At 68.6% G+C, this 13,798-nt stretch carries 7 protein-coding genes; 3 read left to right on the top strand and 4 right to left on the bottom strand.

Features of this window, described 5'->3' with window-relative positions:
* The first annotated feature begins 21 nt into the window (after positions 1-21).
* Entirely contained in the window at positions 22-1,824 is a 1,803-nt protein-coding gene (locus tag OG974_RS08365; protein WP_371646010.1) for a glycoside hydrolase family 15 protein, read from the top strand.
* 51 nt (positions 1,825-1,875) lie between these two features.
* On the opposite strand, the gene OG974_RS08360 is transcribed toward OG974_RS08365, so the two are convergent.
* Together OG974_RS08360 and OG974_RS08355 are read right to left on the bottom strand one after the other, a co-directional pair.
* Positions 1,876-3,048 carry an acyltransferase gene (locus OG974_RS08360; protein WP_328761826.1) on the bottom strand — a complete coding sequence of 391 codons (1,173 nt, stop codon included), beginning with the start codon at positions 3,046-3,048 and terminating at the stop codon, positions 1,876-1,878.
* Between the two features lie 905 nt (positions 3,049-3,953).
* On the bottom strand, positions 3,954-7,862 hold the full coding sequence (locus tag OG974_RS08355; RefSeq protein ID WP_327282036.1) for a polymorphic toxin-type HINT domain-containing protein: 3,909 nt from the start codon (positions 7,860-7,862) through the stop codon (positions 3,954-3,956).
* Positions 7,863-8,598: 736 nt separating this feature from the next.
* Here OG974_RS08355 and OG974_RS08350 point away from each other — a divergent pair.
* The gene (locus OG974_RS08350) at positions 8,599-10,122 is read left to right on the top strand and encodes a trypsin-like serine protease (protein WP_371646008.1); all 1,524 of its coding nucleotides are present in this window, start codon (positions 8,599-8,601) and stop codon (positions 10,120-10,122) included.
* Positions 10,123-10,219: 97 nt separating this feature from the next.
* Here the strand turns inward: OG974_RS08350 and OG974_RS08345 are convergent, their stop codons facing one another.
* Positions 10,220-11,035, bottom strand: a complete 816-nt coding sequence (locus OG974_RS08345; RefSeq protein ID WP_371646006.1) for a helix-turn-helix domain-containing protein — start codon at positions 11,033-11,035, stop codon at positions 10,220-10,222.
* Positions 11,036-11,156: 121 nt separating this feature from the next.
* Here OG974_RS08345 and OG974_RS08340 point away from each other — a divergent pair, with 121 nt between their 5' ends.
* Positions 11,157-12,197 (top strand): NAD(P)-dependent alcohol dehydrogenase, encoded by a 1,041-nt coding sequence (locus OG974_RS08340; RefSeq protein WP_327282033.1) that lies wholly within the window; start codon positions 11,157-11,159, stop codon positions 12,195-12,197.
* A gap of 63 nt (positions 12,198-12,260) precedes the next feature.
* Here OG974_RS08340 and OG974_RS08335 read toward each other — a convergent pair whose 3' ends face one another.
* Entirely contained in the window at positions 12,261-13,667 is a 1,407-nt protein-coding gene (locus tag OG974_RS08335) for an APC family permease (protein ID WP_327282032.1), read from the bottom strand.
* Positions 13,668-13,798: the final 131 nt, after the last annotated feature.

Raw genomic sequence — 13,798 nt, 5'->3', positions numbered from 1 at the left:
ATTCGGGGGAACAGCGCACAAATGACACAACCCATCGAAGACTACGCACTCATCGGCGACCTCATGACCAGCGGGCTCGTCGGCCGCGACGGGTCCCTCGACTGGCTGTGCCTGCCGCGTTTCGATTCGCCCGCCTGCTTCTCGGCGCTCCTCGGCGGCAAGGAGAACGGCCACTGGCGCATCGCCCCGGCCGGGGCCGCCGCCGGCGCACGGTGCACGCACCGCGCCTACATCGACGGCTCGCTGGTCCTGGAGTCCTACTGGGACACTCCGGACGGCGCCTCGTTCAAGGTCACCGACTTCATGCCGGAGCGCGACAGCGCCCCCGACGTGATGCGCATCGTCGAGGGCCTGTCCGGCGAGGCCGCCGTGCTCAGCGTCCTGCGCCTGCGGTTCGACTACGGACACGTCGTCCCCTGGGTCCGGCGCTCCAACGGCGAGCGGGTCGCGGTAGCCGGGCCCGACTCCGCCTGGTTCCGCAGCGAACCGGCCGTGCACACCTGGGGCGAGGACAACAGCACCCGCTCCGAATTCACCGTCGCCGCCGGCGAACGGGTCGCCTTCGTCCTCACCTGGCACCCCTCGCACGAACCGCGCCCCGCGACCGTCGACCCGTACGAGGCGCTCGAACAGAACCTCGCCGACTGGCGGGACTGGACCGCCCAGTGCACCTACGAAGGCCCCTACCGGGAAGCGGTGACCCGCTCCCTGATCACCCTCAAGGCCCTCACCTACGCCCCGACCGGCGGAATCGCAGCCGCCGCCACGACCTCCCTCCCCGAGGAACTCGGCGGCGTCCGCAACTGGGACTACCGCTACTGCTGGCTGCGCGACTCCACCCTCACCCTCGGCTCCCTCCTGGAGACCGGCTTCCACGACGAAGCCCGCGCCTGGCGCGAATGGCTGCTGCGCGCGGTCGCCGGCGACCCCGCCGACCTGCAGATCATGTACGGGATCGGGGGCGAGCGGCGGATCCCGGAATCCGACCTGCCGTGGTTGCGCGGCTACGCCGACTCCGCCCCGGTCCGGGTCGGCAACGCGGCCGTGGACCAACTCCAGCTCGACGTGTACGGGGAGGTCCTCGACTCCCTGTACCTGGCCCGGGAGAACGGGCTGCCCTCGGAGCGGCACGCCTGGCAGATCCAGCTCGCGCTCCTCGACTTCCTGGAACGCAACTGGCGCCGGCCGGACGAGGGGCTGTGGGAGGTGCGCGGGCCGCGCCGGCACTTCGTGCACTCCAAGGTGATGGCCTGGGTCGCCGCGGACCGGGCCGTGCGCACCATGGAGAGCGACTCCTCGCTGCCCGGAGACGTGGAGCGGTGGCGGGCCATGCGGGACGAGGTGCACCGGGACGTGATCGACAACGGCTTCGACCCCGTGCGGGGCACCTTCACGCAGTACTACGGTTCCCGGGAGCTGGACGCGGCCACCCTGCTCATCCCGCGCGTCGGGTTCCTGCCGCCCGACGACCCGCGCGTGATCGGCACGGTCGACGCGGTCCGCGCGGAGCTCGGCAGCAGTGGCCTGGTCCGCCGCTACAGCATCGAGGGCCCGTCGGTGGACGGCCTGCCCGGCGACGAAGGCGCCTTCCTGGCCTGCTCGTTCTGGCTCGCGGACGCGTTGCACATGACCGGCCGGGACAAGGAGGCGCGCGAACTGTTCGAGCGGCTGCTGGCCGTACGCAACGACGTGGGACTCCTCGCGGAGGAGTACGACCCGGTGTCGGACCGCCAACTCGGCAACTTCCCACAGGCGTTCAGCCACGTCGGCCTGGTGAACACGGCCATCATCCTGGGCCGCACCCAACCCCCACCCGCGGTCTGACCGCCCCGCGATCCCGCCCGAGGACCGATGGCCCCGGGCGGGTGCGGAGATCTACCGGGACGCCGACGCGGCCGGGGTGAGCAGGCGGCGCAGCAGCGGGACGAGGGGCCGCTCGACGAGGCGGTGCAGCAGCCAGGCGATCAGCATCGCGCCCGCGATGACGCCGAGCAGGGTCGGCCACGCACCCCACTGCTGGTTCCATCGCCAGATCACGCGTATGCCCAGCGACTGGTGCACGAGGTAGAGCGGGTAGGAGATCGCGCCCGCGATCGGCAGCCAGCGCCACTGGATCCAGTCCAGCTTGCCGAGTGCGATCAGGCCCATCAGCACGTACATGACGGTGATCGCGGCCAGACAGACCTTCCAGTTGATGCCGTGCCCCTCGCCCTGCATGATCGCCGGGAGGCGGTGCTGCATCAGCAGCCAGGACAGCGCCAGGAGGCCCAGGGTCTCACCGTCGAAGCGGCCGGCCCGGCGGACCAGGTAGAAGGTGATCCCGGCGATGAAGAAGGGCGCCCACCGGGGCACCAGGAGCTGGTCCAGCAGCGGGATGCCCGCCGCCGGCGCCAGGACCGAACCCAGCGCCCAGACCCAGCAGAAGTTCGCGACCCTGCGGTGGCCGGCACCCAGCAGGACGACCAGCGAGAAGATCAGGTAGAAGCGCAGCTCGATCCAGAGCGTCCAGTAGACGTTGTCGACGCTGTTCACGCCGAGGGGCTCGTGGAGCATCGTGAGGTTGGTGAGCATTTGGCCGACGGTGACCTTCGGCTCGCCCGGGGTCCGCGGGCCGAGGCGGGCAGCCGCCGAGGAGAGCACGACCGCCGCCCAGTAGAGCGGGAACAGTCGTAGGATCCGGCCGTGCCAGAACTGCTGGAGGGACTTGCCCCAGCCGGACATGCAGATCACGAAGCCGCTGATCATGAAGAAGAAGACCACACCCAGCCAGCCGAACTCGGCGACCTTGTGCAGGGTGGGAAACAGCTCGACCGCCGTCCGCTGCCAGGGGATCGTCCCCGAACCGGCCAGGTAGTGGAACAGCACCACCGACAGCGCCGCGAAGAGCCGCAGACCGTCGAGCACGGCTATTCGAGGCGCCCGCGCGGACCCGGCAGCGCCGCGCCTCGACCACACCCTCTGGCGGCGTCGACCGGGGTCGGGAGCTGTCTGCGGCGCCTCGGTGGGCTCCGGGACGCGGTCCCCGGTGAGGACGAGCCTGTCGGACATGACACCTCTGAAAGTCATGGGGGTGTCTGCGACACCGATACGTTCGGGGGGTATGGAACGAACTCCGCGATGCTACTGGTGCCCAGTACAACCACAGGCACCAGGGCCCGCTCCTCACGGGCAGCCCGACAGCCACGTCTCGCAAGAAGCCCACCTTATGAGGCCGTGACCTTTGTGGCCGTAGGTCGTTGTGCCTCGCACGGGGCCGAGTGTGCCGTGCTTCAGGATATCGAAATCGACTACCCGCTGCCGGGTCCTGATCTGGTCGCGTGCCGGCGTCTGGGGCCGACTGTATGAGCAGATCTTGCACCGTCTCGACGACGTAGAGCCGCTGGATCTCCCACGACGGCCTCGCACTGAAGCCCCTGGTGCTCGGCCGCCAAGCGAGACGCGACCCCCATCGTGGCCGTCACTTCGCGCCGCGACGCCTGTACGCAGAATGGGTATACGGAGTCCCTCTGGACTCGATGAAGAAGTCGAAATTGGCTTGCTATGTTCCCTGCCGCCACGCGGCAGGGAACATAGATCAGGCGCCGATGTTCAGGTGGACGGGGTGCAACTCGAACGGGCTGCGGTCATCCATTTCGGTTACCGCCCCCACCGTGAGTCGAGAGCATGCTACGAGACCGATCCCCCTCTCATGGCGCAGGGCGAGTCGGAGCAGCGGGCGGATGCTCCGTACGCCTGCATCATCAATCTCGCCTGCTTGGCTGACGCTGGCTTGGCTAATGGAGAGTCGCGGGAGAGCCCTAGTGAGCTTCACGAACTCAACACCCTCAAATACGATCCCCAGCGACTCGCCGGAAATGGGAGTCGATTTCAGGAGCAGTCGGGAGTGCCCAATGGCGTAACGCCAAAGGGTAAACGAGTGATCGCTAGACCAGAGTGCGGCCGTATCGGTGGGTTCATTCAAAGGGGTTCGTAACCAGCTTTCCTTTTCGGTACCACGTGACCCTCGGCCAGGCGTCGGGGGACTGGCTCAGCTTGTACATTTCCCAGCGTGTATACCCCATATCGTCTACAGCGGGATCGATTTTTTCTCCCGACTTGGCGTATTCCTTCGGATTGTCGATCCCATCGAGATTGACGTGAATATTCGTTTTGCCGTCCTGCAGGAAGGCTTCAATTTGTCGATGCCACGCAGTGCCGCTTGGCCAGTCCTTGTAGGTGAGGCCGCCCACCTCCATACCGAAGATGTCGAGGGCCATGTCGTCGTCCCCCACCTGCTGCTTACCCAAGGCGATGTCGCCGCAGCTGGAATTGTGCACCAGTACCGGGGTCTGGCCAGCCAGGACATAGTAAGTGTGGAAGTCTTCGACGGTAAAGTTGTAAGTCTTGGCCAGTTGGGTGCGCGAGTGGTTCGACACAACGCGTACCAACGTGCCGTCGTTGCTCTGCAGTGTGTTGCCAGGCAGAAGTTCCTGAGCCTGAATCCATCGGTTCCCCGAGGGGCTCCAGAAAGGATGCTCGTTGGTGGCGGTGAGTGTTTCAGTTCTTTGCTTGGACTGGATGACGAGATCGTTGAGGTGCTTGTTCCCTTCGGTGATGACGAGGTGCGTGACCTTGCGTCCCCCTGTGGCTTTGGAGGCAGGGTCAGTCGATAGGACGATATCGCCTTCCTTGATTTCCTCAACGTTGCGTGTGGATCCGTCACTCAAGAGGATCTTGGTTCCGGCAAGGAAGCATCGGGAGCAACCTGATCCTGTGACGCCCTTTAGGAGGGAGATGCTGGCCCGCAGCATGCGGATCTTGTTGCTGACCAGATTGTCCTTGACGAAGTCCACGCAGGCGTCAAAATCGTTCTTCGTGTAGCAGTTGTAGAGGTTGCTCAGGCTCAGGCCGTTTTGAAGGGCCCACTTGGTTCCCTCTGCGTAGGGCTTCCAGTACTCGGGTGCTGCCCTGATGGCTTCACAGTTGTATTTGTTCTGCAGGCACCAGCGGAAGTGCTGCTTGTCGGTCATGCAGCCAAGGCCGTCGTAGCCGCAGCGGTATTGGCGGCTGGCTTCTCTGCCGGGGGCGTTCTTGCGGTCCCTCTCTGCCTTTTCCTCGGCGATCTGCACGGACTTGGCATAGGCGATGTCGGCTTCGCGCTGGGCGGTGGCGGCGTCATTGTGTGCCTGCAGGAAGGTGTCGCGCGCCTTTGCCGCGTAGGCCCAGGCGATGGAGGCCGAGGTACGGGCGGACTGGGCCGAGATTTCCGCGTCGGCGGCCGAGAGCGAGGCGTTGCGTGCTGCGGTGTTGGCGCTGGCGGCCGCGGCACGCGCGGTGTTCGCCGCCTCCGCCGCGCGGGCGGCAGAGGCTTCGGCTTCCTTGGCGGACTTGGCGGCTTGGGCTGCGTAGGTCTTGGCTTGCCCGGCCGAGGTAGCTGCCTGAGTGGCATACCCGTGGGCCTCTTCATCGGCCTTGCGGGCCGTGGCAGCGGCCTCAGCGGCCTCTGCCGAGTCCTGGGCGGCCTGGGCAGCGATGACCGCGCCTTCCGCGATCAGCTGCTGGACGCGTTGCTGATGAGTGGTGGAAAGCCAGTCCTGCTGCTGGGCCGCGTACTGGCCGCTCTGGATGAACCCGTGCAGATCCGCCTTGGAGCCGCTCAGAGCGATGCGGGCGGCAGACTGGAGTTCGGGACCACCGCTGTCCGCGAGCTGGGCTGCCCGGACACGCTCGTCCTGGGTGCGTGCGGTGTACTGACCTGTTGTCGCGAAGGCGGTGTACTTCGCGACATCGCCGGAGTTGAGGGCTGCACGACCGGCGTCAGTGGTGACCGGACCGGCGTTCTCAATGACCTGCGCGATGTAGACCCGCAAGTCCTCCTTGCCCACCGCGTACTGGCCGGAGTTGAGGAAGGTATTCACAACCGTCACGTCGCCCTTGAGGGCTTGCTCGGCGGCCGCCCTCACACTGGCGGAGGGGTGCTCCTCGGCCAGGCGGGCAGTCTGCGCCCGCCGATCCTGCTGGTCGGCACGAGCCCACCCGGTCTGTATGTAGGTGGTGATGTCGGCGTCGGACCCGGCGAGTGCGACCTCGGCTGCGACCTTGCTCCATTCGCCGCGGATCTGCGCGGTCTTCAGGGCCATACGCCGGGCTCTGGGTGCGAGGGCGGTCGGATTCGCACCGGGCTTGGCCGCCTCGGCCGCAAGCTGCTTCGCCTCGGCTTCGAGGTCCCTGGACTCCTTGGCTTCCTGCGCGTCCGCCGCTTCCTCTGCTTCCTCCTTCGCCTTGTTGTCCTTCGCCCGCTCCAAGCCGGCGTTCGTCCGCGCCAGAAGTTCTGCGGCATCGATCTCGCGGGCCAGTGTGTCGACACCCTTGGCCTTGTCGACGGCATCGGTGGCGGTCGCGGCTGCCTGGGCCGCAGCCTCGGCATGCTTCGTGGACTCGGCTGCCGCGGTGGCTGCCTCTCCGGCGTGTTTGGCGGCTTCCTCCGCCGCGTTCGCCGCGTTCTCCGCGTGGGTGGCTGCCGAGTGGGCCGCGTCGCGTGCCTGGCGTGCGGCAAACGCCGCCTTGCGCGCCAGGCCGGCAGCCATATTCGCCGCACGGTTGGCCTCATTCGCATGCCGACGAGCCTGGTCGGCCGCAGCACGAGCGTCGCTGGAGCTGACGCCCGCCTGATCGGCGAAACGGCTGGCATCCATGGCAGCGTCGGCCGTCAGGAGGGCGTTCTTACCGGCTCCCAGGGCTGCTTCGACGGCACCGGCGGCAGCCTCGGCGGAATCGGATGCCAAAGACGCAGCCTTCTCCACTTCCCTGACACCCACCATCGCAGCCCTGGCGTCAGCGGCCGCCTTGTTGGCGTCAGAGGCCTTGGTTCCATCGACTGCGGCTGCGGCCGCGGCGTCGCGAGCACGAGTGGCTGCCTTGCTCGCGGCCGCCGCGGCGCTGGACGCGTTTGAGGCGGCAATCGCGGCCACGCGGGCGGCGCGATTGGCGGCGGCAGCTGCGGCGATGGCTTGTTGCGCTGCGGCGGCCGCCTGACGAGTGAACTCCGCGGCACGCTTCGCCGCGGCCGCCGCCTTGAGCGCATCGCCCTTGGCAGCCTCTGTCTCGTGGGCGGCAGTGTCGGCTGCTTCCTTGGCCTCGCGTGCTGCTGTCACTGCCCGCGCGGAAGCCTCCTTGGCGGCGTCCTTCTCGGCGCTTGCCTGCCGGCCGGCCTCACGGGTCTGCTCGATCAGCTGTGTGATCGTGGCTTGCTCTTGGTCCTTGGCGCGGGCGACATGTTGCCCGACTTCAAGGAAGTCCCTGATCTGGTCGGGCCCTCCACGCAGGGCGAGACGGCCCGCGGCCCGGGTGTTCTCCCCGCCGATGCTGAGGATTTGAGCGACCTGGACGCGTTCGTCCTGCTCGCGCTGGGAGTACTGGCCTTCCTTCAGGAAGGCCGTGATGGCGTCCGCGCCCTTCTGGAGGGCTTCGCGGCCCTTCTCCTGGACATTGGGGCCGCTGGTGTCGATGATCTGGGCGACCCTGACACGCTGGTCTTGCTCAAGTGGAGCCTTCCAGCCACTTTCAAGGAATGTCTTGATTTCGCTGGTGGTTCCCGCAAGTGCCTTGCGTGCGGCTTCCTGGAGGCTGGTGCCGCCGATGCTGGCGAGCTGGGCGGTGGCGACCCGATCATCCTGCCGGGTCAGCAGCTCGGCCTGGTCGAGGAAGCGCTGGACGTCGTCGTCGCTGCCCGTCAGGGCGACTTCCGCGGCCGCCTGGACGCCGGGGCCACCGTTCTTCCACAGGTCCACGACCCGGCCGCGGTCGGTCGGGGGGATCACATAGCCGGGAACACGAGGAACGGGGTCGCCCGTTGCGGCAAACGCGACGGGGGAGGCGCTCAACAGCCCGGAGACGAGGGCGAAAGGGGCTGCACCGCTTCCTATCCGCAGCAGAACCCGCCGACCTCTGCCGGGTGGTCTCGGTCGGTTCGTGGTGTGGGTCAAAATCAGCTCTTCTCTACCCGGCCGCAACGGGGCCGGAACGATGACGGAAAAGTGTTACCGGTGCGTTCTGCGGCGCTACGAGAGCGAGCACTTTCATACCGTCGAGGCCGGCATCGAGGGTTGGCCCGAAGCCCCGGCAACCACCCGGCCGTGCGGGGAGGGTGCAGGTAGGTGTGCTGCCCCTCCCCGCCTGTGCCGCCCAGGTCCTGAGCCGCAGCCGTCACCCGGCTTGGGGAATCTAACCCTGCGTGTCAGTACAGGCAAATAGAACTGACCTATCGTCAATTCAAGTTGATCGGTTGCGGTCGGGCGACTACGGTCCAGCCTTGAAGTTCGCCATGGGGGGCGCCGGTTGGAAGTTCGTGCACGGTGGCGACTCGCATCTGTCGTTCATCGGTTTGGCCGCCCTCCACCGCAGAGCAACCGACGAGTGGCACTCGCGACAAGCTCGACCGATGGGGTGCTCCGCGTTCGGTGCGATCCCGGCCCGTGCCACGCCCTGGCGAATCCGCTGCTCCTCGCCGACCAGTCCTCGCGCACGTTCTCCGCGTGAGGACGCCTTCCTGGGAAGTAAAGATCACAAGTGCGTACACGCAGATGGCTGCCCGTCGCAGCCCTCACTATCGCCGCCGTCGTGCCCACCCCGCTCGCGTCCGCTGCCACCGAGCCCGCCGCGCCATTCGCGTCCGAGGACGGTGCCTACCCCGGAGCGGCCCAGATCCTGGCGCAGAAGGGCATCAAGCTCGTCCGTGGCGACGGCAACATCACGCTCGCCGACTGCAAGGCCGACGCGAAGCAGATTCGTGTCATGACCGTCGAAGACCCCGCTGCCAACCGGGCCGGGACGTACTGCTTCGCCTCCAGCGCCGCGACTGGCCTGCTCACCCTTGAGCTGCCTCGCGTGTTCGCCATCGACGCTGCCGACCAGCCGTTGACCGCCAGCTTGACGGCTGACGGCGCAACGAAGACCGTCACGATCGCCAAGGACGGCTACGCGAGCGTTGGTGAGGGCCAGATAGGCGGTGCGCGGAGCACTCTGGTCGAGATCCGCGTCACCGGTCCGGCCAGCGCCAACGCCCCTGCGCCTTCCGGCGACACCACGCTCGCTTTCGCCGGCAAGCTCACCGTCGGCGACAGCAAGCGGTTCTGCACCGCGGCTCTGGTCGACCCGTACTGGGTGGTCACCGCAAAGAACTGCTTCGCGGACAACCCCGCCGATCTCGCCTCCGTTGGTGCCGGGGCGCCCAAGGACAAGACGACCGTTACCGTCGGCCGCACCGACCTGGCCACCTCCGGCGGCCACACCACCGATATCATTGAACTCGCTCCCCATACCGACCGGGACCTGGTCATGGCGCGCCTGGCCAAGCCCGCCCTGGATGTCACCCCGATCGCGCTCTCGACCGCACCGCTGACGGCCAGTGAGGCGCTCACCGTCGCAGGATTCGGTCGCACCGGCACCGAGTGGGCGCCTTCCAAGCTCCATTCAGCCGCCTTCTCCGTCAGCAACATCGATGCGGTCGGCTTTGCTCTGACAGCCAAGACCCCGGCCAACGCCACCGTATGCAAGGGCGACGCCGGTGGCCCCGCCGTGCGTACTGAGAACGGCAAGCCCGCTCTGGTCGGTATCACCAGCCGCTCGTGGCAGGGTGGGTGCCTCGACAGCGGCCAGACCGCGACCGGTGCCTTCGGTGCCCGCATCGACGGGGCCCAGGACTGGATCAAGCAGGTCCGCTTCACCACGGCCACGATCAAGAACGTCACCAGCAACCGTTGCGCGTGGGTGCCGTGGCAGACGCCCGACAGCGGTGCGGTCGTCAAGCAGATCGACTGTGATGCGAAGTTCGCCGATCAGCTGTGGAAGATGGAGCCGGTCGCCGGCGGCAGCTATCAGATTCGCAACCTCACCAGCAACCGCTGTATGTGGGTGCCGTGGCAGACGCCTGAGAACGGCGCCGTCGTCAAGCAGATCGACTGTGATGCGAAGTTCGCCGATCAGCTGTGGAAGATGGAGCCGGTCGCCGGCGGCAGCTATCAGATTCGCAACCTCACCAGCAACCGCTGTATGTGGGTGCCGTGGCAGACGCCTGAGAACGGCGCCGTCGTCAAGCAGATCGACTGCGATGCAAAGTTCGCCGACCAGCTGTGGAAGATCTGACACATCCTTCCGGCAGGCGGCACGCCGTCGTGACATGAAGAACTGAACGGTGAAGCCGGGTCCCCAGCGCCCGGCTTCACCGCTTCCCTGGCCCTAGTCAGGCGGGGGCGGCGGATGCGCGGCGGTGGAGGAGGGCGGCGGTCTGGGGGTCGGCCGGGAGGAAGGCTTCCAGGTGGAGCTCGGCCAGGGTGACGTCCACGGCCGTGGCGAACGACGTCAGGGTGGTCAGGAGCCTGAGCTCGCCCCCGGAGGTGCGCAGCCGCAGGGGTACCGCGAAGCCCAGGTGGTCCGGGCCTGGCGGCGGCGCCGCAGGCAGGTAGCCGGTCAACTCGGCGATGAGGGAGTCGAGTTCGGGGTCGGGGTGGGCGGTGGCCCGGGCGCGTAGGCTCTCCGTGATGTGCCGCCCCCACGCCGCGAGGTTCACCACCCGCGGCGCCATGCCCTCGGGGTGCAGCGCGATCCGCAGCACGTTCACCGGCGGCGCGAGCAGGTGGGCGGCCGCGCCCTCGGTCAGGACCCCGAACGCGGCGTTCGCCAGGACGAGTTCACCGCGCGGACCGGCGACCACCGCCGGGTACGGAAGGTGCCCGGTCAGGATCGACCGCAGGGCCTCCATGGCCGGCCCGACGGCGGCCGACTCCCGCGGTGACTCCGCGTACGCCGGCGCGTATCCGGCGCTCAGCAGCATCGAGTTGCGCTCCCGCAACGTCAGCCCGAGGGATTCGGAGAGCCGGACCACCATCGCCCGCCCCGGCGTGGAGCGGCCGCTCTCGATAAAGCTGAGGTGCCGCTGAGTGGTTCCGGCCAGGGTGGCCAGTTCGAGCTGGCTCATCCGGCGCAGTGCCCGCCGCCGGCGCACTTCTCGGGCGAACGGGGTGGGCGCGGTGGCAGAGGCGGCAGCAGTGGGGGCCATGCGCCCTTTCTAGCCGCCGCCGGCCGGACCCCGCCATTCCCCGCAGGGAATTGCCGGGCGTGTCCCCGGCGCCGGAAGCTCGGCAGCGCAACGGCTCGCACCCACGGCAGCGGAGGACGCAATGCGCTCGTACCACCTGGAAGCATTCGGCGGCATCGAGGGAATCGTGCCGCGCGACTCCGGCGGACCCCGGCCGGAGCCGGCCGGCCCCACCGCCATCGTCGTCGCCGTCCGGGCCGCCTCCCTCAACAAGCGGGACCTGCTGATCCTCGACCGGCGCTACCCGCTGCCCGCCGTACCAGGCGTCGTGCCGCTCAGCGACGGCGCCGGCGAGGTGGTCGCCGTCGGGGAGGCCGTGACCCGGTTCGCGGTGGGCGACCGCGTCTCCTGCGCGTACTTCCCGCGCTGGCGCACCGGCCGGATCACCCCCGACGCCTTCGACCAGCCCGGCTGCACCCTCGACGGGATGCTCACCGAGTACGCCGTACTCGACGAACAGTGGGCGGTGCGCGTCCCGGACCACCTGACCTGGGAGGAAGCGGCCACCCTGCCCTGCGCCGGGGTCACCGCCTGGAGCGCGCTGACCGGCGGCGAACCGCTGCTGCCCGGCCAGACCGTACTGACCCTCGGAACCGGCCCGGTCGCCCTCTTCGCCGTGCAGTTCGCGAAACTCCTCGGCTGCCGCGTGGTGTCGACCACCTCCAGCGCCGACAAGGCGGACCGGCTCAAGGCGCTCGGTGCCGACGAGGTCGTCGACTACCGGCAGAGCCCCGACTGGGGCAGCTCCGTACGGGAGCTCACCGGCGGCCTCGGCGCCGACCTCGTCGTCGAGACGGGCGGCCCCGAGACCATCGAACAGTCGGTCCGGGCCAGTGCCCTGTACGGACAGGTCGCCCTGCTGACCACCGGCAGCGCCGCCGGGGCCGGCATCGAGATCTCGAACGCGGCGTACGCGTCGAGCCTCGCCACGATCCGCCGGGTGTTCGTCGGCAGCCGCACCCGCTTCGAGGACATGAACCGCGCGGTGGCCGCCCACGGGCTGCGCCCGGTCATCGACCGGGTGCACCCCTTCGAGGAGGCCCGCACGGCCTACCGCGAGTACGCGACGGGCGCTCCCTTCGGCAAGGTCGTCATCAGCATGGACGGGGCCGACGGGAACTGACCCCTGTGGATGCCGACGCCCATGCCCATGCCGATGACCCCGTGGGCCCGTGCCGCAGCGCGGTCAGACGGCGGCGGACTCGCCGTCCTCCGGGATGCTGACCAGCCAGCGGGTGTCCTGCCGCGGCCGCAGGTACAGCGCCCAGTAGAGCGTGGCCACGGCGGTGATCCCGCCGGTCCACAGCAGGTACTGGGTCTCCTGCTGGGTCAGGATGTAGCCGAGTACCGCGATCAGCGCGATCGGAACCGCCGGCCACAGCGGCATGCGCCAGGCGGTCACCTCGCGGTGCGCCCCGCGCCGGGCGAACAGCGCGGCCACGGCGACCAGCAGGTACATGGCGGTCACCGAGACCCCGGTGACCCCGTACAGGGTGTCGAGGTTGACGAAGCACAGGGCCGCGCCCGGGACGCCGACCAAGAGGGTGGCCACCCACGGGGAGCCGAAGCGGCCGAGCTTGGACAGCGCCTGGTTGACCGGCTCGGGCCAGGCCTTGTCACGGGCGGAGGCGAACAGCACCCGGGAGTTCTGGATCACCATGACGATGCCCGCGTTGATGATGGCGAGAGCGACGCAGAGGCTGACGAAGGTGCCGACGGCCGAGTTGGACCAGGCGGTGACCATCCCGCCGAGGTCGCCCTCGGCGAGCGCGGACAGGTCGGGGGCGCCGACGGTGATGGCGATGACCGGGACCAGGATGACGGCCGTGGAGATCGCGAGGGTGGCCAGCACCGTGCGGGCGACGTTGCGCCGCGGGTTCTCCAGCTCCTCCGAGAGGTAGACCGCGGTCGAGAAGCCCTGGGTGATGAACAGGGCGATGGCGAGGCCGGAGACGACCATCATCGCGGTCACCGTGGACGTACCGCCGCCCTCGGTCGCGACCGTGCCGTGCACCAGCGCGCCGGCGCCCCGCTCGCTGTGCACGAAGCCCAGTACGGCGACCAGCGCGGCGGCGACCACCTCCAGCACCAGGAAGATGCCGGTGATCCAGGCGTTGGCCCGCAGGTCGAGCAGGCCGGCGAGGGTGGCGAGCAGCATCACGCCGCCACCCGCGACCGGGGCCGGTATGTGCACGATCGGCGCCAGGTAGTCGGCGGTGCCCATTGCGATCACGGGCGGCACGATCATCACGACCAGCAGCGAGAGGACGAACACCAGCCAGCCGGCCAGCCGGCCCGCCATGGTCGACACCATGGCGTACTCGCCGCCGGCGCTGGGGATCAGGGTGCCGAGCTCGGAATAGCAGAACGCGACGCCGATGCAGAGCAGCGAGCCGATGGCGATCGTGAGGGCGGTCCACGTGCCGAGGCTGGCGAACAGGTCGGGCACGACGACGAACAGGGTCGAGGCCGGCGTCACGCACGACAGCGTCAGCAGTGTCCCGCCGACGACGCCGATGGAACGCTTGAGCTTCTGGGGGACGGGCCCGGTGGCGGGGGCGAGGGCCTGAGGGGCACTGATCGTTTCAGACATCGGTGCGGGGTTCCGATCGGCTGGTGCGGTGAACTGAGGTGCGGGAGCGGTATCGCCTCCGAGGCGGTGGTGAGCAGCGTGGTTCAGTGGCTCCCGGGCCGACATCGAAACCCTGCGAGATCCGCAGGTCA

This window comes from Streptomyces sp. NBC_00597 (assembly GCF_041431095.1).
Lineage (GTDB): Bacteria > Actinomycetota > Actinomycetes > Streptomycetales > Streptomycetaceae > Streptomyces.
The sequence above is the reverse complement of the archived record's forward strand: the minus strand, read 5'-3'. Positions and strand labels throughout refer to the sequence as shown.

What these genes read in the sequence shown, in the direction of transcription:
- OG974_RS08345 (WP_371646006.1), bottom strand. Translation starts at nt 11,035, where the DNA reads ATGGCCCCCACTGCTGCCGCCTCTGCCACCGCGCCCACCCCGTTCGCC.
- OG974_RS08340 (WP_327282033.1), top strand. Translation starts at nt 11,157, where the DNA reads ATGCGCTCGTACCACCTGGAAGCATTCGGCGGCATCGAGGGAATCGTG.
- OG974_RS08335 (WP_327282032.1), bottom strand. Translation starts at nt 13,667, where the DNA reads ATGTCTGAAACGATCAGTGCCCCTCAGGCCCTCGCCCCCGCCACCGGG.
- OG974_RS08360 (WP_328761826.1), bottom strand. Translation starts at nt 3,048, where the DNA reads ATGTCCGACAGGCTCGTCCTCACCGGGGACCGCGTCCCGGAGCCCACC.
- OG974_RS08365 (WP_371646010.1), top strand. Translation starts at nt 22, where the DNA reads ATGACACAACCCATCGAAGACTACGCACTCATCGGCGACCTCATGACC.